General features: G+C 58.2%; 31 protein-coding genes. 16 read left to right on the forward strand and 15 right to left on the reverse strand.

What is annotated here, in order from left to right; genetic code table 11:
* Positions 1-16: 16 nt before the first annotated feature.
* The 3 genes from lysA to argH form a co-directional block, all read right to left on the reverse strand.
* Complete coding sequence (lysA, locus tag ACR0L9_RS14860) at positions 17-1,282, reverse strand: diaminopimelate decarboxylase (RefSeq protein WP_480895973.1); 1,266 nt, start codon at positions 1,280-1,282, stop codon at positions 17-19.
* 294 nt (positions 1,283-1,576) lie between these two features.
* The gene (locus tag ACR0L9_RS14865; protein WP_170395762.1) at positions 1,577-1,759 is read right to left on the reverse strand and encodes an argininosuccinate lyase; all 183 of its coding nucleotides are present in this window, start codon (positions 1,757-1,759) and stop codon (positions 1,577-1,579) included.
* Entirely contained in the window at positions 1,759-3,147 is a 1,389-nt protein-coding gene (argH, locus tag ACR0L9_RS14870) for an argininosuccinate lyase (protein WP_170395760.1), read from the reverse strand. The genes ACR0L9_RS14865 and argH overlap by 1 nt, the downstream gene beginning before the upstream one ends.
* Before the next feature lie 21 nt (positions 3,148-3,168).
* Here argH and ACR0L9_RS14875 point away from each other — a divergent pair, with 21 nt between their 5' ends.
* The 10 genes from ACR0L9_RS14875 (at position 3,169) to yddG (ending at position 11,189) form a co-directional block, all read left to right on the forward strand.
* Entirely contained in the window at positions 3,169-3,735 is a 567-nt protein-coding gene (locus ACR0L9_RS14875) for a TlpA disulfide reductase family protein (protein ID WP_170395758.1), read from the forward strand.
* A 93-nt stretch (positions 3,736-3,828) separates the two neighbouring features.
* Positions 3,829-4,158, forward strand: coding sequence for a hypothetical protein (locus ACR0L9_RS14880; protein ID WP_480895974.1), 330 nt, complete (start codon positions 3,829-3,831; stop codon positions 4,156-4,158).
* A gap of 59 nt (positions 4,159-4,217) precedes the next feature.
* A complete protein-coding gene (locus ACR0L9_RS14885) occupies positions 4,218-4,604 on the forward strand; it encodes a hypothetical protein (protein ID WP_170408353.1) in 387 nt (128 codons plus the stop codon).
* On the forward strand, positions 4,601-5,572 hold the full coding sequence (locus ACR0L9_RS14890) for a sterol desaturase family protein (RefSeq protein WP_170395752.1): 972 nt from the start codon (positions 4,601-4,603) through the stop codon (positions 5,570-5,572). The genes ACR0L9_RS14885 and ACR0L9_RS14890 overlap by 4 nt, the downstream gene beginning before the upstream one ends.
* Before the next feature lie 90 nt (positions 5,573-5,662).
* A complete protein-coding gene (locus ACR0L9_RS14895; RefSeq protein WP_170395750.1) occupies positions 5,663-5,851 on the forward strand; it encodes a hypothetical protein in 189 nt (62 codons plus the stop codon).
* Between the two features lie 110 nt (positions 5,852-5,961).
* Positions 5,962-6,795: an EAL domain-containing protein gene (locus ACR0L9_RS14900; RefSeq protein WP_480895975.1), complete on the forward strand. Its 834-nt coding sequence runs from the start codon at positions 5,962-5,964 to the stop codon at positions 6,793-6,795.
* Between the two features lie 194 nt (positions 6,796-6,989).
* Entirely contained in the window at positions 6,990-8,165 is a 1,176-nt protein-coding gene (locus tag ACR0L9_RS14905; RefSeq protein ID WP_170395746.1) for an acetyl-CoA C-acetyltransferase, read from the forward strand.
* A 187-nt stretch (positions 8,166-8,352) separates the two neighbouring features.
* Positions 8,353-9,075 carry an acetoacetyl-CoA reductase gene (gene phbB / locus ACR0L9_RS14910; RefSeq protein ID WP_170395744.1) on the forward strand — a complete coding sequence of 241 codons (723 nt, stop codon included), beginning with the start codon at positions 8,353-8,355 and terminating at the stop codon, positions 9,073-9,075.
* 303 nt (positions 9,076-9,378) lie between these two features.
* Positions 9,379-10,326, forward strand: coding sequence for a transcriptional regulator GcvA (locus ACR0L9_RS14915; RefSeq protein ID WP_170513880.1), 948 nt, complete (start codon positions 9,379-9,381; stop codon positions 10,324-10,326).
* A complete protein-coding gene (gene yddG, locus ACR0L9_RS14920; RefSeq protein WP_480707106.1) occupies positions 10,323-11,189 on the forward strand; it encodes an aromatic amino acid exporter YddG in 867 nt (288 codons plus the stop codon). The genes ACR0L9_RS14915 and yddG overlap by 4 nt, the downstream gene beginning before the upstream one ends.
* A gap of 4 nt (positions 11,190-11,193) precedes the next feature.
* On the opposite strand, the gene ACR0L9_RS14925 is transcribed toward yddG, so the two are convergent.
* From ACR0L9_RS14925 to ACR0L9_RS14935, 3 genes are all read right to left on the reverse strand, one after another.
* Positions 11,194-11,358 (reverse strand): YdcH family protein, encoded by a 165-nt coding sequence (locus ACR0L9_RS14925; protein ID WP_170395738.1) that lies wholly within the window; start codon positions 11,356-11,358, stop codon positions 11,194-11,196.
* Between the two features lie 124 nt (positions 11,359-11,482).
* Positions 11,483-12,250, reverse strand: a complete 768-nt coding sequence (locus ACR0L9_RS14930) for a tRNA1(Val) (adenine(37)-N6)-methyltransferase (RefSeq protein ID WP_480895976.1) — start codon at positions 12,248-12,250, stop codon at positions 11,483-11,485.
* A complete protein-coding gene (locus ACR0L9_RS14935; protein WP_008755664.1) occupies positions 12,247-12,462 on the reverse strand; it encodes a putative signal transducing protein in 216 nt (71 codons plus the stop codon). The genes ACR0L9_RS14930 and ACR0L9_RS14935 overlap by 4 nt, the downstream gene beginning before the upstream one ends.
* Positions 12,463-12,518: 56 nt before the next feature.
* On the opposite strand from ACR0L9_RS14935, the gene ACR0L9_RS14940 reads away from it, so the two are divergent.
* Positions 12,519-13,517 carry a polyprenyl synthetase family protein gene (locus ACR0L9_RS14940; protein WP_170513123.1) on the forward strand — a complete coding sequence of 333 codons (999 nt, stop codon included), beginning with the start codon at positions 12,519-12,521 and terminating at the stop codon, positions 13,515-13,517.
* Here ACR0L9_RS14940 and ACR0L9_RS14945 read toward each other — a convergent pair.
* From ACR0L9_RS14945 to soxR, 4 genes are all read right to left on the reverse strand, one after another.
* Positions 13,510-14,328: a 4-(cytidine 5'-diphospho)-2-C-methyl-D-erythritol kinase gene (locus tag ACR0L9_RS14945; protein ID WP_480895977.1), complete on the reverse strand. Its 819-nt coding sequence runs from the start codon at positions 14,326-14,328 to the stop codon at positions 13,510-13,512. The two genes, ACR0L9_RS14940 and ACR0L9_RS14945, sit on opposite strands and share 8 nt — an antisense overlap.
* Positions 14,318-16,030 (reverse strand): tetratricopeptide repeat protein, encoded by a 1,713-nt coding sequence (locus ACR0L9_RS14950; RefSeq protein ID WP_170395730.1) that lies wholly within the window; start codon positions 16,028-16,030, stop codon positions 14,318-14,320. The genes ACR0L9_RS14945 and ACR0L9_RS14950 overlap by 11 nt, the downstream gene beginning before the upstream one ends.
* 104 nt (positions 16,031-16,134) lie before the next feature.
* Positions 16,135-17,781, reverse strand: coding sequence for an electron transfer flavoprotein-ubiquinone oxidoreductase (locus ACR0L9_RS14955; RefSeq protein ID WP_170626187.1), 1,647 nt, complete (start codon positions 17,779-17,781; stop codon positions 16,135-16,137).
* A gap of 136 nt (positions 17,782-17,917) precedes the next feature.
* Positions 17,918-18,373 (reverse strand): redox-sensitive transcriptional activator SoxR, encoded by a 456-nt coding sequence (soxR, locus tag ACR0L9_RS14960; protein ID WP_170395726.1) that lies wholly within the window; start codon positions 18,371-18,373, stop codon positions 17,918-17,920.
* Positions 18,374-18,462: 89 nt separating this feature from the next.
* Here soxR and ACR0L9_RS14965 point away from each other — a divergent pair, with 89 nt between their 5' ends.
* From ACR0L9_RS14965 to ACR0L9_RS14975, 3 genes are all read left to right on the forward strand, one after another.
* On the forward strand, positions 18,463-18,843 hold the full coding sequence (locus ACR0L9_RS14965) for a VOC family protein (RefSeq protein WP_170408363.1): 381 nt from the start codon (positions 18,463-18,465) through the stop codon (positions 18,841-18,843).
* Positions 18,844-19,077: 234 nt separating this feature from the next.
* Positions 19,078-19,548 carry a transcription elongation factor GreA gene (greA, locus tag ACR0L9_RS14970; protein ID WP_170395722.1) on the forward strand — a complete coding sequence of 157 codons (471 nt, stop codon included), beginning with the start codon at positions 19,078-19,080 and terminating at the stop codon, positions 19,546-19,548.
* 14 nt (positions 19,549-19,562) lie between these two features.
* A complete protein-coding gene (locus ACR0L9_RS14975) occupies positions 19,563-20,555 on the forward strand; it encodes a hypothetical protein (RefSeq protein ID WP_170566247.1) in 993 nt (330 codons plus the stop codon).
* Here the strand turns inward: ACR0L9_RS14975 and ACR0L9_RS14980 are convergent.
* From ACR0L9_RS14980 to ACR0L9_RS14995, 4 genes are read right to left on the reverse strand one after another with little or no spacing between them, the layout of a single operon-like run.
* On the reverse strand, positions 20,552-21,817 hold the full coding sequence (locus tag ACR0L9_RS14980) for a molybdenum cofactor synthesis domain-containing protein (RefSeq protein WP_480587289.1): 1,266 nt from the start codon (positions 21,815-21,817) through the stop codon (positions 20,552-20,554). The two genes, ACR0L9_RS14975 and ACR0L9_RS14980, sit on opposite strands and share 4 nt — an antisense overlap.
* On the reverse strand, positions 21,814-22,305 hold the full coding sequence (gene mobB / locus ACR0L9_RS14985; protein WP_170626189.1) for a molybdopterin-guanine dinucleotide biosynthesis protein B: 492 nt from the start codon (positions 22,303-22,305) through the stop codon (positions 21,814-21,816). Before mobB ends, ACR0L9_RS14980 begins: the two co-directional genes overlap by 4 nt.
* Complete coding sequence (gene mobA / locus ACR0L9_RS14990; protein WP_480587292.1) at positions 22,302-22,958, reverse strand: molybdenum cofactor guanylyltransferase MobA; 657 nt, start codon at positions 22,956-22,958, stop codon at positions 22,302-22,304. The genes mobB and mobA overlap by 4 nt, the downstream gene beginning before the upstream one ends.
* Entirely contained in the window at positions 22,951-23,892 is a 942-nt protein-coding gene (locus ACR0L9_RS14995; RefSeq protein WP_255612005.1) for a formate dehydrogenase accessory sulfurtransferase FdhD, read from the reverse strand. The genes mobA and ACR0L9_RS14995 overlap by 8 nt, the downstream gene beginning before the upstream one ends.
* Here ACR0L9_RS14995 and ACR0L9_RS15000 point away from each other — a divergent pair.
* Positions 23,891-24,601: an AzlC family ABC transporter permease gene (locus tag ACR0L9_RS15000; protein WP_170423672.1), complete on the forward strand. Its 711-nt coding sequence runs from the start codon at positions 23,891-23,893 to the stop codon at positions 24,599-24,601. The genes ACR0L9_RS14995 and ACR0L9_RS15000 overlap by 2 nt on opposite strands.
* Positions 24,598-24,930, forward strand: a complete 333-nt coding sequence (locus tag ACR0L9_RS15005) for an AzlD domain-containing protein (protein ID WP_170395711.1) — start codon at positions 24,598-24,600, stop codon at positions 24,928-24,930. The genes ACR0L9_RS15000 and ACR0L9_RS15005 overlap by 4 nt, the downstream gene beginning before the upstream one ends.
* Here ACR0L9_RS15005 and ACR0L9_RS15010 read toward each other — a convergent pair.
* Positions 24,919-25,551 carry a hypothetical protein gene (locus ACR0L9_RS15010; protein ID WP_170395709.1) on the reverse strand — a complete coding sequence of 211 codons (633 nt, stop codon included), beginning with the start codon at positions 25,549-25,551 and terminating at the stop codon, positions 24,919-24,921. The genes ACR0L9_RS15005 and ACR0L9_RS15010 overlap by 12 nt on opposite strands.
* Between the last annotated feature and the right edge of the window lie 16 nt (positions 25,552-25,567).

The following is a 25,567-nucleotide window of genomic DNA, read 5'->3' on the forward strand; positions in this document are numbered from 1 at the left end:
CGACGCGCCTATCGCGTCAAAGCCACTCAGGTATGGTATCGCGGTTTATGATTTCGTCAAAGCTTGGGCGTTCACGAATTACGGCAAATTGATCCCCGTTCACCAGAACCTCAGGGATCAGGGGCCGCGTATTGTATTCGCTAGACATGACTGCACCATAGGCACCTGCACTGCGGAATGCGATAAGATCGCCCGATTTCAGAGGGGGCATGTTGCGCCGTTTGGCAAATGTATCACCAGATTCGCACACCGGGCCAACGATGTCATAAGGGCGTTGTTCGACCCCTGCGGCGGGTTCTTCGACCGCCACTATATCATGATACGCCTCATACATCGCGGGGCGGATCAGGTCGTTCATCGCGCCATCGAGGATCAGGAAATCGCGGTCTTCGCCGGATTTAACATAGATGACCTTGGACACCATCAGACCCGCATTGCCAGCGATCAGCCGACCGGGCTCAATCTCGATCTCGCAGCCCAGATGGCCCAGTGTTTTCTTAACCATCGCACCATATTCGACCGGCAGCGGAGGCGCGTCGTTGGAACGGGCATAGGGAATACCCAAACCACCGCCCAGATCGAGGCGGCGGATGTTATGCCCCTCTGCGCGTAGGCGCACTGTCAGCTCAGCAACCTTGTTATAAGCCAGCTCAAACGGCTCCAACTCGGTCAGTTGTGAGCCGATATGGACATCGATCCCAATCACCTCCAGTCCCGGAAGGCTTGCGGCCAGTGCATAAACCTCGGTCGCACGCGAGATTGGGATACCGAACTTGTTCTCGGACTTGCCGGTGGCGATCTTGGCGTGGGTTTTTGCATCCACGTCCGGATTCACCCGAACAGTGATCGGCGCAACCTTGCCCAATACCAGTGCAACCGCATTGATCACCTGCATTTCGGGCTCGGATTCGACGTTGAACTGACGAATGCCACCGGTCAGAGCGGTACGAATCTCATCCGCTGTCTTGCCGACGCCCGAAAAGACAATCTTGTCTCCGGGCACGCCCGCGGCTTTGGCGCGCAGATATTCCCCGCCCGAAACCACATCCATTCCCGCACCTGCCTGCGCCAGCGTCTTCAGGATGGCTTGATTGCTGGCCGCTTTCATCGCATAGCAGACTAGGTGATCAGTGCCCTCAAGCGCGTCATCGAACAGCTTGAAATGCCGCTGCAGCGTCGCCGTCGAATAGACATAGAACGGGGTTCCGACCGCGGCAGCGATTTCGGAGATTGGCACATCCTCGGCGAAAAGCGCGCCGTCGCGGTAGAGAAAATGATCCATACCGCGCGCTTAGACCAAAAGAGGTATGTGGATCAAATGATTCCGGTAGGGTTGTGGTCACCGTCGCGGTTCAGAATGTCTTTGACGCGCCAACCCTCGCATATCCTGAAACCGAGACCCCGGACCCGCTAGGTGCGGCGGTTGGTTCCGTTCGGGGTGCGCCTGACGGGTCGCAAGCTGCAAGTACGGCGAGGCAGAGGATCAGGCCGGCAGGTCTCATGCATTTTCTCTTTGTCATTCAGGACGTGTCAGATGCAGATGGGTGTGCGATCAGTAAATTGCGATTTTTGGAGTTCAGAGCCCCAGATAAACGCCCAGCCCACCGCGTCTGAGACCAACGCCAACACCGCCATAGGTGCCGCTGCTGCCTACGCCGACGCTTGCGCTCATGGTGGGCTGTATGGGTTCGCCATCTGCACCACACCCGGCCAAGGCCGCTGCGACCGCAATCAATAGCACCACCCGTCGTATCTGCATTACACCAGCGCCTTCCATCGCTTGATCTGGGCCCGCACCTGATCCGGTGCGGTGCCGCCATAGGATTGGCGAGAGTTTACCGAATTTTCGACGGTAAGAACAGAATAGACGTCGTCGGTGATGTCCGCGTGGACCGATTGCATGTCCTCCAGCGTCAGATCCGGTAGGTCGCAGCCCTTGCTTTCAGCCATGGCCACCAGCGATCCAGTGACATGGTGCGCGTCGCGGAAGGGCAGGCCCAGCACGCGGACCAACCAGTCGGCCAGGTCGGTCGCAGTTGAAAAGCCAGACCCTGCAGCGGCAGCCAGGCTTTCGCGATTGGCGGTCATGTCCTTGATCATGCCTTCCATCGCGGCAAGTGCCAGCATCCAGTTATCTGCCGCATCAAATACCTGTTCTTTGTCTTCCTGCATGTCCTTGGAATAGGTCAGCGGCAGCCCCTTCATCACCATCATCAGGCCAGTATTCGCACCAAATATGCGGCCAACCTTGGCGCGGATGAGCTCAGCTGCATCGGGGTTCTTCTTTTGCGGCATGATTGATGAACCAGTCGAGAAGCGATCAGACAGTGATACAAACCGGAATTGGGCCGAGGACCAGATTACCAGTTCCTCGGCAAAGCGCGACAAGTGCATGGCGCAAATCGATGCGGTCGACAGGAACTCCAACGCGAAGTCGCGGTCGCTGACAGCGTCCAATGAGTTGGCTGCGGGGCGGTCGAAGCCCAGCGCCTCAGCTGTCATCTGGCGGTCGATTGGGAAAGAGGTCCCGGCCAACGCGGCTGCGCCCAAGGGGGATTCGTTCATCCGGGCACGGGCGTCGCGCACGCGGGACAGATCGCGGCCAAACATCTCGACATAGGCCATCATGTGGTGACCCCAGGTTACTGGCTGCGCGGTTTGCAGGTGGGTGAAACCGGGCATGACCCAGTCTGCCCCGGCCTCGGCCTGCGCCAAAAGCGCGCGGATCAGAGCCAGAAGACCGGATTCTGCGGCATCTAGCTGGTCGCGAACCCAGAGTTTGAAATCGGTCGCCACCTGGTCGTTTCGCGACCGGCCCGTGTGCAGACGGCCTGCGGGTTCTCCGATCACCTCTTTCAGTCGCGCCTCAACATTCATGTGAATGTCTTCCAGCGCAGTCGAGAACTGAAATTCTCCGTTCTGAATTTCTGACAAAACGGTGAGCAGGCCTTCCCGAATGGCGTGCGCATCACTATCAGTAATAACGCCTGTGGCAGCCAACATGGCGGCATGGGCGCGCGAGCCTGCGATGTCCTGGGCTGCCATCCGCTGATCGAACCCGATCGAGGCATTTATCGCCTCCATGATCGCGTCTGGACCAGCGGCAAAGCGGCCGCCCCACATCTGGTTCGAAGATTGATCGGTCATGAAAGAAAACCCGGAGTTGATATGCGCCTGTTACGTCTGATCCCCCTTTATATGGCCCTAGCGCTGGGTGCAAACGCCGCTTTGGCAACAGATGCGGCAACGCTTGGCCCATTGCGTGAGGGCAGCCTGAAGCGGCTGATCCTGCATAGTGAGCCCAAGCCGGTCAAAGTGGTCGATTTTGAACTAGAAGATGATGGCGGCACCGGATCGCTGGCCGACTACAAAGGCAAGTATGTGCTGCTGAACTTCTGGGCCACATGGTGTGCGCCGTGCCGCAAAGAAATGCCTCAGATCGCTGAACTGCAACAGGAGTTTGGCGGTGACAAATTCGAGGTTCTGACCCTGGCGACCGGTCGCAACACACCTGCCGGGATCAAGAAGTTCTTTGACGAAAACGGCATCGACAACTTGCCGCGTCATCAGGATCCGAAACAGGCGGTTGCACGCGAAATGGGAGTGATTGGCCTTCCGATCACTGTGATCATCGACCCCGATGGCAATGAGATCGCACGCCTGATCGGTGATGCAGAATGGAACTCGGACAGTGCCAAGGCGATAATTTCAGCGCTTGTCGAAGGCAATAGCTGAGGTCCCGCGCGCTCTTGCAGAAAATCTGTGTTAGAATGAGACCGGCCCCAACGGGCCGGTTTTCGTTTGCGACCGGAAGAAAGGGAGACTCCGATGAAACCGGTAGTTCTGTTGATTGGGCGGTTGCCGAATGTAATCGGCAACGTGGCACAACAACTGGATCACCTGCCGATTCAGTGGCTGGGCGCGCATGATCAGGATGAGGTGCGGCGGCAGCTGGACGCGGAACCGCGCATCGCCTGTGCGATCATGGGCGCGGGTCTTGATGACAAGATACGCGGAGAAATGGTTGGCATCATCGCCGCGCGCAGGCCCGATATCTGCATCCATCTCAAAGATCGGGCCTCTGGCCCTGACGGGTTAATGCCGTTTGTCGCACGCATCGTCCAGCATGAGTTTCTGGAAAGCCTGGAAAGCGGCTGACGCCACGCCACCTTTGACAGACAAATCGCCCGCTTGCAGGTTATCTGCAGGAGGATGGAATGCCGCTGGAAATACTATTGATCCTCGTCGTCGGCGGCATTGCCGGGGTCGCCTTGCTGCTGCATCTGACGGGCAAGTCACGCTTGCAAGTGCTGACGCCCGAGACAGCGCACGAACAGTGGCTGCGTCACTTTCCAGATGATTCCATCATTGACGTAACCGTTGCCCATGATGGTCACGCCGCCCTTATCCGAACCGAAACCGGAGCCGGTCTGCTGTGGTCCTTTGGTGCCGATACCGTGGCCCGCCATCTACGGGATTTCGATTGGCTGGATCATCCCGAAGGCTTTGAAGTCCTGTTCCACGATTTCAGCACTCCTCGGGTCATCGTCCACCTTGATGAGACCGAACGCCAGCACTGGCAAAATCTGATGGATCCCGCATGACCGATCACGTGAGTTTTCCCGACGCGGTGCAATGGGCCGTGCCCTTCTTCATCGCGGCCATTCTGGCCGAATTCCTTTGGATCGCGATCAAAGGCCGGGGCGGTAGGTACGAAACCCGCGATGCCTTGACCTCGCTAATCATGGGGGCAGGCAATATCGCCTCGGGCTTTTTGCTGGGCTTCATCGCATATGCGTTTTTCATGTGGCTGTGGCAGATCACACCGCTCAACCTAGGGACCTCGATCCCGGTCATCATCTTGTGCTTTGTACTGGACGATCTGCGGTATTACTGGGTGCACCGCTTTGGGCACCGCATTCGCTGGGTCTGGGCCAGTCATGTGAACCACCACAGCTCACAGCATTACAACCTGACAACGGCGCTGCGGCAGACCTGGACCTATACATTCACCTTCATGATGGTGGTACGTGCGCCGCTAATCTTACTAGGCTTTCACCCGGCGATGGTGCTATTCGTCGGAGGTCTGAACCTGATCTACCAATTCTGGATCCATACCGAAGCGATCGGCAAAATGCCGCGCTGGTTCGAAGCCGTCATGAATACGCCCAGTCACCACCGCGCCCATCATGGGCGAAATGCGCGATATCTTGATTGCAACTATGCGGGTGTCTTTATCATCTGGGACAAGATGTTCGGCACATTTGTCCCCGAGCAAGAAGATGACAAGGTCGACTATGGGCTTGTCCACAATATCGGCACGTTCAATCCGCTGCGCGTGGCGTTTCATGAATGGGTTGGAATCTGGCGGGACGCCACCCAACCGGGCCTGACGTTGCGCCAACGTCTGGCTTATTGTTTTGCCCCTCCGGGCTATAGCCACGATGGCAGCCGCGACAATTCCCAACAGATCAAGGCCAAGCACCTTGTCCGCCATCCGCAAGATCATGGCACACCGGGATTCGAGCAGTTCGGCACCAAATCACCTGCTTCCACAGCCAAGCGGGCCTAGGTCTCAAAAAGACCTTTTCTTTGCTTGAAATTTGGCACAAGCGCTCCATATCCCCTGAGATGTTTTAAGAGAGCATTTCCGGAGGTCCGCATGTCAAAGCTGATGAGAATTTCTACGATCACAGGTTTGCTGGGCCTCGTCATCACAATGACCGCCGCACTCAACGGAGCAATGCCCGCGCTATTGGGGCTGGGATTTGTCATGGCCGCGCTGGGACTTTTAGGAGCGCTTATCGGTGCGGCTGCTTCGCTGCGTCATGCTTGGCAATCAACACACTGATCTTCCACCCCGCCACCTGCGATAAAATTTTGAGTGTTAACCCCGGTTTTACCTGTCTTCCCTGAAACTGGCCCCGGCCAAAATCATCGGGATCAGGGGAACGGTACGTCATGGGAAACAGGAAACGCGCAGACCTGCCCGAGGGATCGGACGACCCTTTGAGCGCCGCCGTCACTTCACGGGATCGATCGGTGGTACAGATGGCGACCGAAGCCGTGAAGCATAGACAATGCAGGCTGGCGTTCCAGCCTGTCGTTCAAGCACATCCTCCTCAGGGCATCGCGTTCTACGAAGGGTTCATCCGTGTATTGGATGAAACCGGCCGCGTCATCCCCGCGCGCGAGTTCATGCCACAGGTTGAAAACACGCCAATTGGCCGGGACCTTGATTGCGTCGCGCTTGAAATGGGGCTGCGCACTCTGATCCGCAACCCTAGCATCCGCCTGTCGATCAACATGTCCGCGCGGTCCATCGGTTATTCCAACTGGTCGAGTGTGCTGGATAGGTTTCTGAAAAAAGACGCAAGCTTGGGCGAAAGGTTGATTCTGGAAATCTCAGAATCTTCGGCGATGCAGGTGCCCGAACTGGTGGTAGATTTCATGGATCGCCAACAAGCCCGCGGTATCGCCTTTGCGCTGGATGATTTTGGGGCCAGTAACTTTGGCTTTCGCCACTTTCGTGAATTTCTGTTCGATGCCGCCAAGATCGATGGGCAGTTCATCAGGGGCATCAGCAGCAATCCCGACAATCAATCGTTGGTGCGCGCACTGATTGCAGTTGCGCGGGAATTCGAAATTCTTGTTACCGCCGAATCGGTCGAAAGTGACGAAGATGCTCATTTCCTGATCGCAAACGGTGTCGATTGTCTGCAGGGCTTCCTATATGGGGCGCCTTCAGTCACTCCGCCCTGGAGCTCGGAAAAAGCTGCAAAAACGGGCAGTTGATAGCAGCTGGTCGCGCGGAACACCGCCAAGGCTCACTCTGAGACAAGCTGTCCGTTGCTGCAGATGCAGCATTGCGTTATTGCAGAAGATGCTTGAGCGGGGGATCACGAGGCGCTCTTGCACCCGGAGAAGACTTCTCCTCAAACCGCGCCGTCAGATTTCCCACAGGACCATGACGGTAAAGGATTGACTTTATGACCAACGTAGTAATCGCATCCGCCGCACGTACGGGCGTCGGTAGCTTTAGCGGTTCGTTTGCGAACACCCCCGCACATGATCTGGGCGCTGCCGTCCTTGAAGCAGTTGTCGAACGTGCCGGGATCGACAAGGGCGAAGTAAGCGAAACCATCATGGGCCAGGTCCTGACTGCCGCCCAAGGTCAGAACCCAGCGCGCCAGGCGCATATAAATGCGGGCCTGCCGCAGGAAAGCGCGGCTTGGGGCATCAACCAGGTCTGCGGTTCGGGTCTGCGTGCTGTTGCTCTGGGTGCACAGCATATCCAATTGGGCGATGCCGACATCGTTGCGGCTGGTGGACAAGAAAACATGACCCTGTCGCCCCATGCCGCCGCCCTGCGCGCCGGTCATAAAATGGGTGACATGAAATACATCGACACGATGATCCGCGATGGTCTGTGGGATGCCTTCAACGGCTATCACATGGGTCAAACGGCTGAGAACGTCGCCGAGAAATGGCAGATCAGCCGCGATATGCAGGATGAATTTGCGGTCGCCTCGCAAAACAAAGCCGAAGCGGCCCAGAACGCTGGCAAGTTCGCCGATGAAATCGTGCCCTTCACCATCAAGACCCGCAAGGGCGACATCGTGATGGACAAGGACGAATACATCCGCCACGGCGCGACAATCGAAGCCATGGGCAAACTGCGCCCCGCCTTCGCCAAGGACGGTTCTGTCACGGCCGCAAACGCTTCGGGCCTGAATGACGGTGCCGCTGCCACCCTGCTGATGTCGGCTGAGAATGCCGAAAAGCGTGGGATTGAGCCCTTGGCCCGAATTGCATCCTACGCGACCGCCGGACTTGACCCGTCGATCATGGGCGTTGGCCCGATCTACGCTTCGCGCAAGGCGCTGGAGAAAGCTGGATGGTCGGTCGATGATCTGGATCTGGTCGAAGCAAACGAAGCCTTCGCAGCGCAAGCCTGCGCTGTAAACAAAGACATGGGTTGGGATCCGTCGATCGTAAACGTCAATGGTGGTGCAATTGCCATCGGACACCCAATCGGCGCGTCCGGCTGCCGGGTTCTGAACACCCTGCTGTTCGAAATGAAGCGCCGGGATGCCAAGAAAGGTCTCGCGACCCTCTGCATCGGCGGCGGCATGGGTGTCGCCCTGTGTGTGGAGCGTGACTAAGTGCGCTGAAAACTAAATACAAAAGGGCGTCCACTGGGCGCCCTTTTTTGTTACAATCGGATCATACCCCTTAGATGCGACAATATCGCCGGACAGAAAGACAAGATCGATCACGAAACGATATTGCGCATCCTTAACTCTCAGAGTAACAGAATTACCAAGACGACTAAATTTGGAGGAGTCCTAAATGGCACGTACAGCACTCGTAACCGGCGGTTCCCGCGGCATCGGCGCAGCAATTTCCAAGGCGCTGAAGGCCGAAGGATACAATGTTGCCGCCACTTATGCAGGCAATGACGAAGCCGCCGCAAAGTTCACCGACGAAACCGGTATCAAAACTTATAAATGGAATGTTGCGGATTACGACGAATCCAAAGCGGGCATCGAAAAAGTCGAGGCCGAGGTTGGCCCGATCGACATCGTGGTCGCCAACGCCGGTATCACCCGCGACGCACCGTTCCACAAGATGACACCTGAACAGTGGCATCAGGTCATCGACACCAATCTGACTGGTGTTTTCAACACCGTGCACCCGGTATGGCCGGGTATGCGCGAGCGTAAATTTGGTCGTATCATCGTGATCAGCTCGATCAACGGTCAGAAAGGCCAGTTTGCGCAGGTCAACTATGCCGCAACCAAAGCGGGCGATCTGGGCATCGTGAAATCTCTGGCGCAGGAAGGTGCGCGGGCCGGTATCACGGCCAACGCGATCTGCCCCGGCTACATCGCGACCGAAATGGTCATGGCCGTGCCGGAAAAAGTGCGCGAATCGATCATCGGTCAAATCCCGGCTGGTCGTCTGGGTGAACCGGAAGAAATCGCGCGTTGCGTGGCCTTCCTGGCGTCGGACGATTCGCAGTTCATCAACGGCTCGACCATTTCCGCAAACGGTGCACAGTTCTTCGTCTAAACCGACGATCTGAGAATGAAAACGGGCCGGTCCATCAAGGACCGGCCCTTCTTTTATCCCGTAAGATCACGCGCGCTGCGATCAGCGGGAACCGAATAGCCAGGACCAGAATCCTACAACCGCCTTGCCGCGCTCTTCATGCGCGCGGTGAATGGCGTTCTGAATGGCTGGGTTTGTTGTCATCTCGATCATGCTGAACCCTTCTCAATCAAGTTGGATTTGTCTTGCCATCAACATGGCCTTTGATTTTAAATTGCACAAACGAGAGTTTTCTATCCTTCAGTTCAGAAAAACTTAACCGTCATGACCGACCGCCTGCCTCCGCTGACTGCTTTGCGCGCCTTCGATGCCGCCGCACGACATATGTCGTTTGCCAAGGCGGCGGAGGAACTGAATGTGACACCTGCGGCTCTGTCCTTTCAAATCAAGTCGTTAGAAGAGCATCTGGGCCACCCCGTGTTTCGCCGGCTCAATCGCGCTGTCGAACTGACCGAAGCCGGGCGCACATTGGCACCCGGAACCGCAGATGGCTTTGCCGCCCTGCAAGCCGCGTGGCAGGCGACGCGGAGGCTGCAGGATGAAACCAGCCTCACGGTTACAGCAGGCCCTGCCCTGACAGCGAAATGGCTGGCACCGCGCCTTTATGAGTTTGCCCGTGCAAATCCGGGGATTGACCTGAAATTCTCGGCCACTCTGCGCAACATGGACCTTGAACGGGATGACGTGGACGTGGCGATCCGCTTTGGCTACGGGCCGGATGAGGGGCTCTATTCGGTTCCCGTCCGCAAGGAGTGGCTGACACCGGTTATGACCCCGGAGCTGGCCGAACAATTCCCCACGCCTGCGTCGTTGCGCGACGCCCCCCTGATCCATGACGATTCGATCAGTTTCCTCAAGCCGCGTTGCGACTGGCCCGCGTGGTTCCGTGCGGTTGGATTGGATTTCACTCCGACCCATGGGGCGCATTTTTCGAACGCCGATCACGCCATCGACGCTGCCGTGGCCGGGGTGGGCGTGGTTCTGGGGCGGCGCGCCATGATCCTGAAAGACCTGACCGAAGGGCGACTGGTCGCGCCGTTCAAAGTGGCACTGGAGACCGCCGGGCGATTTCGTTTCCTCTGCCTGCAAGGGGCAGAGAAGCGACCGCAGATCGCAGCGTTCCGCGACTGGTTCATTTCCGAGATTGAAAAGACCGCGCATATATCGGATGAGTTTGAAATCATCCCTGTTGAGAAGGTAGCTGGTGAATGAGCAGAATGGGCGCGACCGCGATTGGTTTTGTCGCCGTTTTGCTATGGTCTCTGCTGGCGCTGTTCACTGTGGGTTCGGCCCCGACGCCGCCTTTGTTGTTGAACGCGATCTGTTTTACCATCGGCGGTACGCTGGGTCTGATTTGGACATTCGCCAGCGGCGGGCTGGGTCAACTGCGCCGGGTCGCGTGGACGACATACCTGCTTGGATCAATTGGCCTTTTTGGCTACCACGCGCTGTACTTTTCAGCCCTTCGCATGGCCCCTGCAGCCGAGGCTGGGCTTATCGCTTATCTCTGGCCTTTGCTGATCGTTCTTCTGTCAGGCCTGCTGCCCGGAGAGCATCTGAAACCGGGCCACCTTATCGGAGCCTGCCTTGGCTTTGCCGGAGCCGCCGTCATCATCACCGGTGGAGGCAGCGCTGGCTTCCAGATTCAACACTTGCCCGGTTACGGGCTGGCTTTGCTCTGCGCGCTGACATGGTCCAGCTATTCAGTACTGTCGCGTCGGCTGGGCGATGTGCCCACAAGCTCGGTCGCGGTGTTCTGCGTCCTGACGGCCATCGCCTCATGGGGCCTGCATTTCGCGGTGGAAGAAACGATCTGGCCGCAAGGCGCATTCGGCTGGGCCTCGACCCTTGCGCTCGGCCTCGGGCCTGTGGGGCTGGCATTCTATGTCTGGGATATCGGGGTCAAGCGCGGAGACATCCAAATCCTGGGCACCGCCTCATACGCGGCACCTTTGTTATCGACGCTTGTACTGGTTCTGGCCGGGATCGCCGCCCCGTCCTGGGGCTTGGCGATCGCGGCCTTGTTTGTCACCGGTGGCGCTGCCATCGCGGCCCGCGCCAGCCTGAAGGCCTAGAACCTTAGGTCGACAGGCGCTCGATCTCTTCTTTTAGCTTCAGCTTCTGTTTTTTAAGCTGTGCGATATGGAGATCGTCAATACCAGGTGAGCGTTGCGCTTCTTCCACTTCAAGACCGAGAATTTCGTGTTTTTTCTTCAACTCCGTCAGATGTGCGCTCACGCTCATGGCGGTCCTCCTTCTCTGGTTTGTAAGTGTCACGTAGGAAGTTGATCACATCATTTCCAGCCTGTCACGCTGCAGACGCACGAAATCTATAATAAATCCGACAAATTCGGCTGGTCATTGCCGATCAGGCAAAGTGCCCGGTCAAATCCGCCCCATCGCGCAACACCGCCGAGACCTTGGGGGTATAGCTTTCACCGTCTTCTAAGTGCCGGTCACCGAGGTGCAGAATCAGCGGTGCGTGTAGCCGAAATGCGGCGCGCCCGCCCTTTCTGGCACGCAAAATCACCAGCTCGGACGCGCGATCCGCACGAGGGGCCAGAGGTAGCACCTGAATCGAGCCCAAGCGGCCCGCGCACCCCGCAAGCATATCGGGCAGCCGGTCTGCCCTCTGGATCATGTGAAGATAACCGCGCGGCGCCAGACGTCGAGCGGCGACACTGATCCAGTCCTTAAGCGGCGTGTCTTCACCTAGTGCGATCTGCCGACCCGCGTCGGTGGCAGGGCTGTGCGCGCCTGCCCGGTAGTAGGGCGGATTGGCGATCACATGATCGAACTGTTCTTGTCGCAGATCATTCGGTAGTGCGTTCAAATCCGCCTCAACCACGGTGATCGCTGCGTTTTGTTCCGAATTGCGGCGGGCCAGATCTGCATAGCCAGCCTGCAGTTCAACCCCAGTTGCCTTCAGGTGCGGCACTCGCGCCATTAGGCACTGAATAGCAGCCCCTGCCCCGCAGCCCAATTCCAGCACCGACTGGCCAGCTTGTGCCGGCACCGATGCCGCCAGTAAGACCGGATCGACCCCTGCACGATATCCTGAGCGCGGCTGCCACAGACGCACACGCCCGCCCAGAAAATCATTGCAGGTCAGATCACTGTCGGAAAAGCTGCTCATCGCCCTAGCGGGATCTCGTTATCGCGCATGACCCGTTCGGCGCGGGTCAGATCATCTGCCCGCACCATCAGGCGACGGGGAAAGATTCCGATGCCACCTTCTAGGATGCTCATATTTACGTCCATCTGAAAGCAGTCTATATCCTCGCCCTCAAGGAGAGCCGTTGCAAAGGCTAGGATTGTCGGATCGGTGCTGCGCAATAGTTCTTTCATGGGGATGGATGTAAGGGCAAGGTGACAGGGATGTCGAGCCTTGTATCAGGAGAGTGATGAACGTCAGCACGATCTCGAAACCGCATGAGCGTCTGGCAGAGATGCTTGCGGGCGAAATGGCAGCAGTAAATACGCTGATTCGGACGCGTATGGCGTCGGAACACGCCCCGCGCATTCCCGAAGTGACCGCGCACCTGGTCGAGGCGGGCGGCAAGCGTCTGCGCCCGATGCTGACCCTGGCGGCGGCGCAGCTGTTCGGCTATTCAGGCGACCATCACGTCAAGCTGGCTGCAACGGTTGAGTTCATTCATACCGCAACCCTGCTGCATGACGATGTCGTAGATGAAAGCGGGCAGCGGCGCGGGCGACCGACGGCAAACCTGCTATGGGACAATAAATCCAGTGTTCTGGTTGGCGATTACCTGTTTTCCCGCAGCTTTCAGTTGATGGTCGAAACCGGTTCGTTGCGGGTTCTGGATATCCTTGCAAATGCGTCGGCCACAATCGCCGAAGGCGAGGTGCTGCAGATGACAGCGGCCACCGATCTGGGCACGGATGAAAGTGTCTACCTGCAGGTTGTGCGCGGCAAGACAGCGGCACTGTTTTCTGCTGCAACCGAAGTGGGTGGTGTGATCGCAGGCGCGACTGAGGCTCAGGTCAAGGCGCTGTATGACTATGGCGATGCGCTTGGAATCGCGTTCCAGATCGCAGATGATCTTTTGGATTATCAGGGCGATAGTGCGGCCACAGGCAAAAACGTCGGCGACGACTTCCGTGAACGCAAATTGACCCTGCCAGTGATCAAAGCCGTGGCTCAGGCAACTGCCGAGGAACACGCGTTTTGGGAACGGACGATCGGTCGCGGGCGGCAGGAAGAGGGTGATCTGGATCACGCTTTGTCGCTGATGGCCAAATACAGCACGCTGGATGCAACCCGCGCGGATGCGTTTGGTTGGGCGGCCAAGGCCAAGGCTGCGCTGGCGCCTCTTCCGGATCACGAAATCCGCACCCTGTTAGGCGATCTGGCCGATTACGTCGTATCGCGCCTTAACTGAGCGTCGTTGCGCGGCACCACCAACCGGGTTGGGCCGCGCCGATCTCATAGGCGGCAAAATGGGCTGCTTTGAGCGTTGGAAAAAGTGCGAAACAGGTTGAGCCTGAACCCGACATACGAACCATCAACGCGTCTCGGGTGCCTTCCAACGCCGCTATGACCTCCGCAATGCCCGGCGCTACAGATATTGCAGGTGCCTCTAAATCATTCCGCTGAACCTGCAACCACGTGGCGCAGTCTTCCGGTGTTTTGAATGCAGGGATCTCAGCAGGCATCGGTGCGTTGTCTCTGCTGTGCAAAGCGGAAAACACCGGGCCGGTGGGAACTTCAATACCCGGATTGACCAAAAGCGCCGGGAGGGGCGGCAACGCCATCGGCTCAATCTGTTCACCAATCCCGCGCATACGCGCTGCAGCAGCATGTATGCATACCGGGACATCCGCGCCGAGCGACAGCGACACGCTATCGGGCCACTCTCCCCCCTTCGTCACGGTGCGCAAAACCGCCGCAGCATCCGATGAGCCGCCCCCGACACCGCCACCGTGCGGCAGTTGTTTGTTCAGATGAATGCGACCGGTCCAGCCTGCGACCTCGGCGGCCTGCCAGACCAGATTGCGATCATCGGTCGGTACGCCATCCGAAGACTCACCCGTGACCGACAGAGACAGCTCGGGGTCGGAACTGAGGCTCAACTGATCCCCAACATCGGCAAAGGCCACCAACGAATCAAGCAGATGATAGCCATCCGCGCGTTGGCCGGTCACATGCAGGGTCAGGTTGATCTTGGCGGGGGCAAATGCCTCAGCCTTCATTGGCGACCTTCAGGGGTTCGGCACCTTCCTCGGCCAGAACCGCATCCAATCCGACTTCAATCTTGCGGCGGATGCGTTCAGGATCGGCTTCACCGTCGGTATCTTCAGGATCAATGAAAGATAGTGCTCGTTTCCACTGGAACTCGGCTTCACGCCCGCGACCTACGGCCCAGTAAACATCGCCCAGATGGTCATTTACCACCGGATCGACCGGCATCAGTTCAACGGCGCGCTCCATGTGGTCGACTGCTTCGTCGTACCGGCCCAGGCGGAACAACACCCAGCCCAAGCTGTCAACGATATAGCCGCTGTCAGGGCGCGCTGCGACTGCGCGTTCGATCATATTCAACGCTTCGTCCAATTTCTCGCGCCGCTCGACCAGCGAATACCCGAGATAGTTCAGCACCTGTGGTTGGTCCGGGTTCAACTCAAGCGCGCGGCGGAAATCGGCCTCGGCCTCGTCCCAGTTCTTCAGACGTTCATGCGATATCCCGCGGGCATAATGCAGGAACCAGTTTCCGCCTGCACCCTCTTCCGTCAGGCCAATCGCCTTGTCGTAAGAGGTGACCGCTGCCGCGTAATCCTCTTGCTGGCGCCGCAGGTCGGCCAAAGCTACATGCACACCGGGCAAATCGGGGCTTTGAGCGGCAAGGTTTTGCAGGACTTCGGCGGCAGCTTCTTTTCTGTCAGAGCGACTGAGGACCTCGGCGCGCCCCAGCTCGGCGGCATGATAATCGCTGCTGTCCGGAGGCACCTGCCGATAGACATCAACCGCCAGATCATATTGTTCCAGCCCATCCAACAACTCAGCGCTTAGCAAAAGCGCATCAATATGGTCAGGCCGCAGAAAGGCCGCGACGCGGGCATATAGCAGAACATAATCCTGCGCGGCCTCCGCACTCAGCGCAGCGCCAACGGTGAAGAAAACCTCGGCCATGCCATCCTGTGCAGAACGGACATGGGTAAAGGGCAGCGTTTCGCCATCAGACAGCCGAGTGACGTAACCTTCGATGGTCGGATCACTGCCGGCGGCAAAGACGTTATCCAGAAATTCCAGCGCATCGTCGTTGCGATCCAGCTGCGATAGCACTTCGGCACGCGCCAGCGCAGCCCGGCGTGAAAAACGGGCGACCAGGCCATCATCTGCGGCAAGGATCGCCTCGGCCCCCTCAAAGTCTCCGACCGACGCCAACGCCATGGCCTTGTGATAAAGTGCAAATTCTTTCAGACCTTCCTGCGTGGTAACAACGTCAAATTGTTCCATCGCTTTGGTCATGGCGCCTTGCCCCATATGAGCCCAAGCAATCATCAGGCCATCAACCAGCGGTCCAACCCCTTGCGTTTCAGGATCGCGGGCCAGAAATTCATCCAGCTTGCCATCTGCCACCAGATTGGCGGCGATCACCATCCGAGCGGCCTGGCTGGGCAGTTCATTTTCCTCGATAACTTCGGCGACGGTCAGGGCCCGCTCAATCTCACCCAAAGCGAGCCGGGCGACGACCACGTTTTCCAGCAGTTTCGGATTTTGGGGATCAGCGCGAAGCGCCTGCGCATAGTAACGCTCGGCAGCGGGATAGTCGCTCTCATAAATCGCCTGACGCCCGGCCAGATACGACCCCGATCCGGTATCCGATACCGCAGGAAACGCGATTGAAGAACTGAGGATCACGGCCAGAGCCGCGCGTCGAACCAGGGAAACCACTGATAATCTGCCTTGCTGTCGTTGACTGACCGACAAGCTAGGGCTTTGCTGGGCGAGAGGCAATGGCAGAGCCTTCACGACCCTGCCAACGCCCGTGTTCTTGCCTACATATTGGGGTAGTTCGGCCCGTCGCCGCCCTGCGGTGTAGTCCAGGTGATGTTCTGGCTGGGATCCTTGATGTCACAGGTCTTGCAGTGAACACAGTTCTGGAAGTTGATCACGAATCGCGGCCCGTCTTCATCCTCGACCATCTCATAGACGCCTGCGGGGCAGTAACGCTGTGCTGGCTCGTCGAATTTGGGCAGGTTGACCTTAACCGGGATGTCCGGGTCGGCCAGTTTCAGATGACAAGGCTGGCTTTCCTCGTGATTGGTGGCCGCAAACGATACGTTCGTCAGGCGGTCAAAGGACAGTGTGCCATCGGGTTTCGGATAGTCGATGGGTTGATGCTTGCTGGCATCTTCGGTCGATTCCGCGTCGTTCTTGCCGTGGCCCAGCGTGCCCAACAGCGAGAAGCCCAGCGTATTGGTCCACATGTCCATACCGCCCAGTACCAGGCTGGCGGTCAGGCCGTATTTCGACCAAAGAGGTTTGACGTTGCGCACCTTCTTCAGATCCGAGCCGATTGCACCATCGCGAACGTCGGCCTCATAAGCGGTCAGCTCATCACCCGAACGCTCGGCCTTGATGGCATCATAGGCGGCCTCGGCCGCGGCCTTGCCTGACAGCATCGCGTTGTGGTTGCCCTTGATGCGTGGCACGTTGACCATGCCCGCCGAGCAACCCAACAGCGCAACACCCGGTGCGACCAGTTTCGGCATCGACTGGTAGCCACCCTCGGTGATCGCGCGGGCACCATAAGCCACACGCTTGCCGCCCTTAAGCAGGTCAGCCACCATCGGGTGGTGCTTGAAGCGCTGGAATTCCATGTAGGGGTACAGGTGCGGGTTTTTGTAGTTCAGGTGAACCACAAAGCCGACATATACCTGATTGTTTTCAAGGTGATAGATGAACGACCCGCCTCCCGCGTTGCTGCCCAGCGGCCAGCCCATGGTGTGCGTGACGCTGCCTTCTTTGTGCTTGGCCGGGTCGATCTCCCAGATCTCTTTCATGCCGACGCCGTATTTCTGCGGCTCTTTACCGGCAGACAGGTCGTATTTGGCGATGACTTCCTTGGACAGTGAGCCGCGCACGCCTTCCGACAGGAAGACATATTTGCCATGCAGTTCCATGCCCGGCTCGGTGTTGGGGCCGTAGGATCCGTCTGGCTCCAGACCAAATACACCGGCTACAACGCCTTTGACTTCACCGTTCTCACCGTAGACCAGCTCGGAACAGGCCATGCCGGGGAAGATTTCGACGCCCAGCTCTTCGGCCTGTTCGGCCATCCAGCGGCAGACATTGCCCATCGAGACGATGTAGTTGCCGTGGTTGTTCATCAGCGGCGGCATCGGGAAATTGGGGATGCGGATCTTGCCAGCCTCGCCCAGCATGTAGAAATTGTCTTCATGCACAGGCACGTTCAGCGGGGCACCCTTTTCCTTCCAATCGGGGATCAGAGCATCCAGACCACAAGGGTCCAGCACCGCACCCGACAGGATATGCGCACCCACTTCCGAACCCTTCTCTAGAACCACGACGTTCAGGTCGGCATCCAGCTGTTTCAGACGGATGGCCGCAGACAGGCCCGCAGGGCCAGCACCCACGATCACCACGTCATATTCCATCGCTTCGCGTTCAATCTCGGCCATCGCGGGCTCCTTAGCTAACTTTCCGAATTGGCGCTTTCTTCATGCGGTCGGCGCAATATTGTTTCACGGCTGATTACATGGTCATAAAGACTTTGGTCAATCGAAACACGGCGTAACAACGCCGCTATTCGACACTTCAGGCTTCGGGTGCGTCCCCCATGAGGTATCTGGGACCGCTACCATGGGATTTGGCCCTGTCATCGGGGTTGTAAAGCTTGCATTTCGGCAGGCTGAGGCAGCCGCAACCAATACATCCATCCAGATTGTCGCGCAGTCGCATCAGCGTATCGATTCGCTGATCCAGATGCGTGCGCAGCCGTTCGCTGATACTCTTCCAGTCCTGAGGCGTCGGTGTGCGGTTTCCTGGCAAGCCCGACAATACCTCGCGGATCTCGGGCAAAGTCAGACCGAATTGCTGCGCGATCATCACAAAGCTTAGCCGTCGGATATCGGCGCGCTGATAACGCCGCTGCCCACCCGCGTTACGCCATGGAGATATCAAACCTTGCGCCTCGTAGTATCGGATCGCCGACACTGCCAACCCAGTGCGCCGGGCCAATGCTCCAATCGCCAGACCTTCCGAAACAACCATTACATCCTCCCAAAGAAATCTCTTGACCTAAAGTTAGGTTTAGAAATTACAGTGAGTCGGGACAAGCCTCAAATTGGAAGGAGAATCCCATGATGGCGACGCTGGAACATACTAATTTCACGGTCCGCGACCCAAAGGCATCTGCGGCGTGGATGCAGAAAGTCTTTGACTGGAAAACACGCTGGGAAGGCCCTGCTATTGCCGGTGGCTATACGGTGCATGTGGGCAGCCCACATACCTATCTGGCACTCTACGCCCCCGGCGATCCCAAGCCATCAGGCGAAAACAGCTATGATTTCGTGGGCGGCTTGAACCATGTAGGTGTGCTGGTCGAGGATATCGACGCCACCGAGGAAAAGGTCCGCAAAGCGGGATTTGAACCGCACAACCACGCAGACTATGAGCCAGGCAAGCGGTTCTATTTCGAAGATGACAATGGCATCGAATTCGAAGTGGTTCAGTATGATTGAGATGCTGTGGCTTGGGCACGAAGCCAGCCGTTGGCGAAGTGGAGAATTGTTGGGACAGCGCCACAGGCGCACCCGCCCCCCGGAACGGCGGCGCTAAGTTGCGAGTTTACTGACAACGCACACCTCCCCTCTTGCAATTCACGCCTCATTTGGGTCAGGTAAATGCCAACCCATCCTTCGCCCCGACGCTATTGTGCGGCGGGGCGTAACAATTTCTGCGTGGACGACAAGACAATGGAAAAGATCCCCATGACGCCTTCGGGCAATGCCGCGCTCGAGGCAGAGCTGAAGAATCTGAAATCCGTCGAGCGCCCGGCGATCATCGAGGCGATTGCCTCAGCCCGCGAACTGGGCGACCTGAAAGAAAACGCCGAATACCACTCGGCGCGCGAAAAGCAGGGCTTTATCGAAGGCCGCATCAAAGAGCTTGAAGGCATCCTGTCGCTGGCAGATGTCATTGATCCGGCCAAACTGTCAGGGGCCATCAAGTTCGGCGCGAAGGTCACGTTGGTGGATGAAGATACCGACGAAGAAAAGACCTGGCAGATCGTGGGTGAGTATGAGGCCAATATCGAAGCGGGCCTTCTGAACATCAAATCCCCCATCGCCCGCGCCCTGATTGGCAAAGAAGAAGGCGACAGTGTTGAGGTCCGCACCCCCGGAGGCGTGCGCTCTTATGAAGTTCTGAGTATCGAATACGCCTGACCGGAGCGTTTGTCATGTCAGGGTCTGAACCTGAGCAAGAACCCGAGAAACCCACCTCGCTGGGTATCTACGACCGTCCGGCGCACCGTTCGGTCACCGAGATCGAGATTGCAGCAGTTGTTCTCAGCCTGATCTGGCTGGTGGTGTCGGTCGTGTTTCTGGTACTGCCCGGCGGGCAACAAGGAGGGTTCATCGTCACCTTCCTGGCGGTGTTCATGCCGGTTGCAATGATCTGGGTCGCAGCCCTCGCGATGCGCGCCAGCCGGGTGATGCGCGAAGAAAGCGCCCGCCTGCAGACAGCCATCGATGCGATCCGCAACAGCTATGTCGTTCAGCAACAACGCGCGGCCAGCACGTATGAACCGACGGTCGGCAAGAAACTGGATGAAATCGCCGAAAGCGCAAAAAAGACCGAGAGCGCGCTGGCGACATTCTCGACCAATCGCGGTGAACCCGGGCGCACCCAAAGGCCCGCGCCGGACATGGCCAATCAGACTTCGTTGGAACTTGGCACCTCAGCGGAAGAAATTGCGCCCCCGTTGCCCACCGACATCTTTATCCGCGCCCTGAACTTCCCCGAGACGCAAAGCGATGCCGAGGGATTTAACGCGCTGCGGCTTGCATTGAAAGATCGCAAGACCTCGAAACTTGTGCAGGCCTCACAAGATGTTCTGACCCTTCTCAGCCAGGAAGGCATCTATATGGATGACCTGCGCCCCGATATGGCGCGACCCGAAGTCTGGCGGCAATTTGCCCAAGGCGCGCGCGGGCGGTCGGTGGCTGCCTTGGGTGGCATTCGGGACCGTTCGTCACTGGCGCTGACTGCGGCGCGGATGAAACAGGATCCGATCTTTCGCGATGCCGCACACCATTTCCTGCGCCGCTTTGACCATATGATCGTCGAGTTCGAACCTAATGCCAGCGATGCCGAGCTTACAGCCCTGAGCGAAACCCGCACAGCGCGTGCCTTCATGCTGGTGGGGCGTGTCGCAGGGACGTTCGATTAAAGCCCAAAACTCCCGTAGGGTATGAACCTCACCAGATCGCCGGGCTTGATATCGCGGGCACCGTCCTCGATTTCGACCAAGCCTTCGGCCCAGCTCAGCCCGCTGATCCGGCCAGATCCTTCCGAATGGAACACCTCGGCCCGTCCTTCACGGATTCGTGCCCGCAGATATTCGCGACGCCCCGGTTTCTTGCGCTTTTCGAAAGCGGCGGGCACGTCGAAGCCTTGCGGCTCTTGCCAGCCTGCACCGGCCAGCAGGTTCAGTGCCGGGCAGGCAAAGATCAACGTGCAAACCAGTGCTGCCACCGGATTGCCCGGCAAGCCAAACACCGGCGTCTGATCCCACATGCCCAGCGCCAATGGTCGCCCGGGTTTTAATGCGATGCGCCATTCCTGCATCGCCCCGGCCTCTCGCAATAATGCCGAGACGTGATCTTCATCGCCGGCGGAGGCCCCGCCACTGGTCAGGATTACATCCACTTGCTGAGCCGCGCGATCCAAATGCTGTTTCAGCGCCGCGCGATCATCCTCGGCGCGCCCAAGATCAACCGCTTTGAATCCAATCCGCTCGGCCAGTGACAGCAGCATCGGACGATTTGCATCATAAATCTGCCCCAGTCCGGCGCTGTCACCCGGCTCGACCAGCTCATCCCCGGTCGATAGTACCCCGACGCGCAAAACCTTGCGGACGGAAACCTCAGCCAGACCAACCGCCGACAAAAGCGCCAGATCCGTTGGTGTTAAACGCCGCCCAACTGGCAAGGTCAGCGCGCCTTCAACCACGTCTTCGCCTGCCTTTCGCGTGTTCGCGCCCTGTTTCAACGGACCTCGGAATGCAATGTGCCCATGATCAAAGGTCACATCCTCTTCCAATATGACCGTATTAACACCCTTTGGCAGTGCAGCTCCGGTAAGAATGCGTATCGCATGGCCCTCTGGGACCTCACCGTCAAAGGGTACACCCGCAGCCGCCCGGCCCTCTACCAAAGGCATGACACAGGGTCCGTCCGGCACCGGACCGGCAAATCCGTACCCATCGACAGCGGTGTTGGGCTGAGGCGGGTTTGATCGTTTGGCCGACACGTCCACCGCCAGAACTCGGCCCGCCGCCCGCATCACGGGCACGTTTTCAACCCCAGCTACCACCGACAATCTGTCTCGCAAAAGCGCCAGAGCCTCATCAACGGGTGTCCAGTTCACCCCTGCAGGCAAGGCGAAACAATCATTGCGCAAGGGCGGAGGTGAGATATCCGGCGTGCTCATAATCCGACCTCTTCCAGGATGAAATCTGCAATGGCCGCCGTATCATCCAGATCAAACACCGGGCAATCCAATTCCAAAGGCGTATCACTTGCAACCGCGCGAACCGTCTCATCATCCGTGGCGATCAGCGGATTTCCGGGTTCTGCGCGAAACGCTTCGATCTTGGGGTGACGCTCGCGTTTGAAGCCTTCGATCAACACCAGATCGACCGGAGACAAACGCGACAGCAAGGTGTCCAGCTTCGGCTCGGGCGCACCGCGCAACTCCTGCATCAGTGCGATCCGCTGGCCGGATGCCAACAGCACTTCGGACGCACCCGCCGCGCGATGCCGCTGGCTGTCGGTACCCGGCTGGTCGACGTCGACGGAATGATGCGCATGTTTGACGGTGGAAACGGTATACCCACGTCCGGTGATTTCAGCCACCAGCCGTTCCACTAGACCGGTTTTGCCCGCGTTTTTCCAACCGGTGACGCCGTAGACCCTCATACCTGCTCCAACAAGGTTTCAGCGCGGGCCAGATCATCGGGAGTGTTGACGTTGAAGAACGGATCAAACGGCTGGGCCGAAAACAGCGCCTCTCGCCCATCATGCTGGTCAGTCCACAGGACAACCTTGCGCAATCCAGCGTTCAACGCCTCCCTCAGATCATCGCGCAATGCCACCGGCCAGAGCCCAAAGGTCGGGTGCCGATTGACCCGCTTGCCGCCGCCGGATTTCAAAGCCTCGTCACCCGTGCGCGGGGTGGTTGCCAGAACGAGTGGGTGTTTCTGACCTTCGGATGCGTGCACCAGTTGCGCCACAAGATCATGCGGAAAGAACGGAGTATCCGCCGCAACCGTCACGATAGATTGAGCGCCCTGTTCAGCGGCCCAATCAAGCCCGGCCAAAACACCGGCCAGCGGTCCTGCAAAGCCCTCGATCGAGTCCGAAACAACCGGCAAGTTCAAGCGGGTAAACCGTTCGGCATCGCCGTTGGCGTTCAAAGCCAGCCCGCCGACCTGAGGGCGCAGCCTGTCTATCACCCGATCCAGCAGGCTCTGCCCGCCGATCTGCAACAGCCCTTTATCGCCGCCTCCCATTCGCGTTGCGAGGCCGCCTGCCAGAATAACCCCCAGCGGTTTTTGCGACTGTTCAGCCATCGGCACTTTTCCTGCGATGTTTTTTGTCCTCAATCGCCACGCTCGACGGATCAACATCGCGCACCAATCGGTCTTCGCCCGACAAACACACGAACCGCTGCCCGCGCATCCGGCCGATCAGAGTCAAACCGACCTCGCGCGCGATCTCGACACCCCAGGCGGTGAATCCCGATCGCGAAGCGAGAACAGGGATGCCCATCATTGCCGTTTTGATCACCATTTCCGAAGTCAAACGACCGGTCGTATAGAGGATCTTGTCAGACGCAGTCGCACCCTCGGAGAGCATCCAGCCTGCGATCTTGTCGACCGCGTTATGGCGGCCCACGTCTTCCATATAAACCAACGGGTGGCTTTCATGACAAAGCACCGTGCCATGGATGGCACCCGCCTCAAGGTACAGAGACGGGGTGCGGTTGATCTTCGACGCCAACTCATACAGCCACGAGGTGCGCACCGAGACCTGTGGCAGGCGCACGTCCTCTAGCCCCTCCATCATGTCTCCGAACACAGTGCCTACTGCGCAACCGCTGGTGCGGGTCTTCTTCTTCAGCTTGTCCTCGTATGAGGTCTCACGCGCGGTACGCACGACCACGGTTTCCAGATCGTCGTCATAGTCGACCCGAGTAATTTCATCATCTGCAAGCAGCATCCCCTGATTACGCAGAAACCCGAGCGCAAGGTATTCGGGATAGTCGCCGATGGTCATTGCCGTCACGATTTCCTGTGAGTTGAGGAAAATGGTCAGCGGGCGTTCCTCGACCACCGAGATCTGACTTATCTCACCATTCTGGTCCACACCCTCGACACCGCGCGTCAGGCGCGCAGCCCCCGGATCGGGCGCAATGAGGTAGTCTGACAGGTCGATCTCCGTGGCCAATTGCAACCCCTTCCCAAGACGGCTACTGCTGCTCGCGTCACCATAGGATTTAGCCATGGCCTCTGCCACATCCAAGTCATACTTCTGGAAAGGTTTTCGCGACGGGACGCCGTTTATCTTCGTCGCCATGCCCTTTGGCCTTCTGTTTGGTGTTTTTGCCACAGAAGCAGGGCTGGATATCATCCAGACGATGGCCTTTTCCGCCACCGTGTTTGCCGGCGCTGCTCAGTTCACCGCATTGCAATTGCTGCAGGACAATACACCAACGGTTATCGTTCTGATCTCGGCCCTGGCTGTGAACCTGCGGGTGGCCATGTATTCGGCTTCACTGACCCCTTATCTGGGGGCGGCTCCGCTGTGGCAACGGGCCCTTGGAGCCTATCTTATTGTTGATCAGTCTTACGCCTGTTCGATTGTCCGATTCGAGAAAGAACCGGATATGTCCGTGCCTCAGCGCATGGCGTACTTTGTCGGCTCGGTCACGCCGATCACGCCGCTTTGGATACTCGCCACTTATCTGGGTGCTGTTCTGGGGGCGCAGATTCCGGAAAGCTGGGCTCTGGATTTTGCGCTGCCGATCACGTTCTTGTCCATGATCGGACCGATGATGCGCACCATGGCGCATGTTGTAGCCGCGCTGGTGGCGATTGTTGTCGCCCTGCTCTGCGTGGCAGTGCCGTTCAATCTTGGACTGTTGATCGCAGGAATAGCCGGGATGATGGCAGGTGCGCAGGCTGAATTGATGTTAGAGCGAAAAAAGTCATGACGCAGATCGACCCGACAACCATGTGGATCATCATCGTAGGTCTGGCGATAGGCAGCTACCTTCTGCGCTTTACCTTTATCGGGCTGGTTGGCGACCGCCCGATGCCGCCCTGGCTTCTGCGGCACCTGAGATACACAGCAGTGGCGATTCTGCCTGCCCTGATCGCACCTTTGGTAGTCTGGCCGACAGCCACCGAAGGACAACCGGATATGCCGCGCATGGCGGCTGCGGCAGTTGCGTTGACGGTGGGAATTGTAACGAAAAACGTCATAGCGGCCATCTTTTCAGGGGCCGCCACGCTTTACGGTCTGCTTTACCTAGTTGGTTGAGACCGCTTCAAGCTGATTGAGTCGCGCATTGTTTTCCGCCAGCCCCTGCTGCAGATCAGCCGAGTCATTCTCACGATAATCCGTGGTGACAACGCCTGGAATCTGACCAAACTGATCGGATAGCTTCACCGGGTAGAATGTTGTTTTGATTTGCTCGAACCCCGGGACCTGTTGCAGCAATTGCGAGGTCGAATTTGCACAAAAAGCCTGCGAAACCGGGCCCATTTGCTTGGCCAATTGCAGCGCGATCTCGGCCTGCTGTGGCGTCACTTCGATCGTCTGAATACGGGCATAATGCGTCTCGCGCGCATGACTGCTACGATAGGCGCGTTCGACATTTGGCGTGATGCCATAAAGGACATCATTCTTGATCGGCACCACATCCGCCCGGAACGATCCGGCAGGATCAAATATGACCCGCTCGCTCCCGCTGATCATCAGCGACGTGTGTGCCCCCGACCCGGTGCGCGTGCTGATCATCGTATAGAGCGTCAGTGTCGATGGCCCCGGATCACGATAGGACCGGGCCACGATTTCCGAGGGATCAGCCTGCGGGCGCTGCGATCCCGCGCAACCCGCAACTGTCACTGCCAGCAGGCAGGCAATCAGAATCCTGAACAAGAGATGCGCCTCGTGT

The sequence above is a fragment of the Ruegeria sp. I3 genome, from assembly GCF_056532525.1.

Bases quoted from the DNA above. Each gene is read 5' to 3' on its own strand.
- ACR0L9_RS15005 (WP_170395711.1), top strand. From the start codon at position 24,598: ATGACGCAGATCGACCCGACAACCATGTGGATCATCATCGTAGGTCTG.
- mobA (WP_480587292.1), bottom strand. From the start codon at position 22,958: ATGGCTGAACAGTCGCAAAAACCGCTGGGGGTTATTCTGGCAGGCGGC.
- ACR0L9_RS14995 (WP_255612005.1), bottom strand. From the start codon at position 23,892: ATGGCTAAATCCTATGGTGACGCGAGCAGCAGTAGCCGTCTTGGGAAG.
- ACR0L9_RS14915 (WP_170513880.1), top strand. From the start codon at position 9,379: ATGACCGACCGCCTGCCTCCGCTGACTGCTTTGCGCGCCTTCGATGCC.
- ACR0L9_RS14925 (WP_170395738.1), bottom strand. From the start codon at position 11,358: ATGAGCGTGAGCGCACATCTGACGGAGTTGAAGAAAAAACACGAAATT.
- ACR0L9_RS14900 (WP_480895975.1), top strand. From the start codon at position 5,962: ATGGGAAACAGGAAACGCGCAGACCTGCCCGAGGGATCGGACGACCCT.
- ACR0L9_RS14955 (WP_170626187.1), bottom strand. From the start codon at position 17,781: ATGGCCGAGATTGAACGCGAAGCGATGGAATATGACGTGGTGATCGTG.
- ACR0L9_RS14890 (WP_170395752.1), top strand. From the start codon at position 4,601: ATGACCGATCACGTGAGTTTTCCCGACGCGGTGCAATGGGCCGTGCCC.
- ACR0L9_RS14945 (WP_480895977.1), bottom strand. From the start codon at position 14,328: ATGAAGGCTGAGGCATTTGCCCCCGCCAAGATCAACCTGACCCTGCAT.
- ACR0L9_RS14880 (WP_480895974.1), top strand. From the start codon at position 3,829: ATGAAACCGGTAGTTCTGTTGATTGGGCGGTTGCCGAATGTAATCGGC.
- soxR (WP_170395726.1), bottom strand. From the start codon at position 18,373: ATGGTTGTTTCGGAAGGTCTGGCGATTGGAGCATTGGCCCGGCGCACT.
- phbB (WP_170395744.1), top strand. From the start codon at position 8,353: ATGGCACGTACAGCACTCGTAACCGGCGGTTCCCGCGGCATCGGCGCA.
- ACR0L9_RS14905 (WP_170395746.1), top strand. From the start codon at position 6,990: ATGACCAACGTAGTAATCGCATCCGCCGCACGTACGGGCGTCGGTAGC.
- ACR0L9_RS14895 (WP_170395750.1), top strand. From the start codon at position 5,663: ATGTCAAAGCTGATGAGAATTTCTACGATCACAGGTTTGCTGGGCCTC.
- ACR0L9_RS14940 (WP_170513123.1), top strand. From the start codon at position 12,519: ATGAACGTCAGCACGATCTCGAAACCGCATGAGCGTCTGGCAGAGATG.
- yddG (WP_480707106.1), top strand. From the start codon at position 10,323: ATGAGCAGAATGGGCGCGACCGCGATTGGTTTTGTCGCCGTTTTGCTA.
- ACR0L9_RS14975 (WP_170566247.1), top strand. From the start codon at position 19,563: ATGTCAGGGTCTGAACCTGAGCAAGAACCCGAGAAACCCACCTCGCTG.
- ACR0L9_RS14885 (WP_170408353.1), top strand. From the start codon at position 4,218: ATGCCGCTGGAAATACTATTGATCCTCGTCGTCGGCGGCATTGCCGGG.
- ACR0L9_RS14965 (WP_170408363.1), top strand. From the start codon at position 18,463: ATGATGGCGACGCTGGAACATACTAATTTCACGGTCCGCGACCCAAAG.
- ACR0L9_RS14980 (WP_480587289.1), bottom strand. From the start codon at position 21,817: ATGAGCACGCCGGATATCTCACCTCCGCCCTTGCGCAATGATTGTTTC.
- greA (WP_170395722.1), top strand. From the start codon at position 19,078: ATGGAAAAGATCCCCATGACGCCTTCGGGCAATGCCGCGCTCGAGGCA.
- lysA (WP_480895973.1), bottom strand. From the start codon at position 1,282: ATGGATCATTTTCTCTACCGCGACGGCGCGCTTTTCGCCGAGGATGTG.
- ACR0L9_RS14865 (WP_170395762.1), bottom strand. From the start codon at position 1,759: ATGCAGATACGACGGGTGGTGCTATTGATTGCGGTCGCAGCGGCCTTG.
- ACR0L9_RS14875 (WP_170395758.1), top strand. From the start codon at position 3,169: ATGCGCCTGTTACGTCTGATCCCCCTTTATATGGCCCTAGCGCTGGGT.
- ACR0L9_RS14935 (WP_008755664.1), bottom strand. From the start codon at position 12,462: ATGAAAGAACTATTGCGCAGCACCGATCCGACAATCCTAGCCTTTGCA.
- ACR0L9_RS14930 (WP_480895976.1), bottom strand. From the start codon at position 12,250: ATGAGCAGCTTTTCCGACAGTGATCTGACCTGCAATGATTTTCTGGGC.
- argH (WP_170395760.1), bottom strand. From the start codon at position 3,147: ATGACCGATCAATCTTCGAACCAGATGTGGGGCGGCCGCTTTGCCGCT.
- mobB (WP_170626189.1), bottom strand. From the start codon at position 22,305: ATGAGGGTCTACGGCGTCACCGGTTGGAAAAACGCGGGCAAAACCGGT.
- ACR0L9_RS15000 (WP_170423672.1), top strand. From the start codon at position 23,891: ATGGCCTCTGCCACATCCAAGTCATACTTCTGGAAAGGTTTTCGCGAC.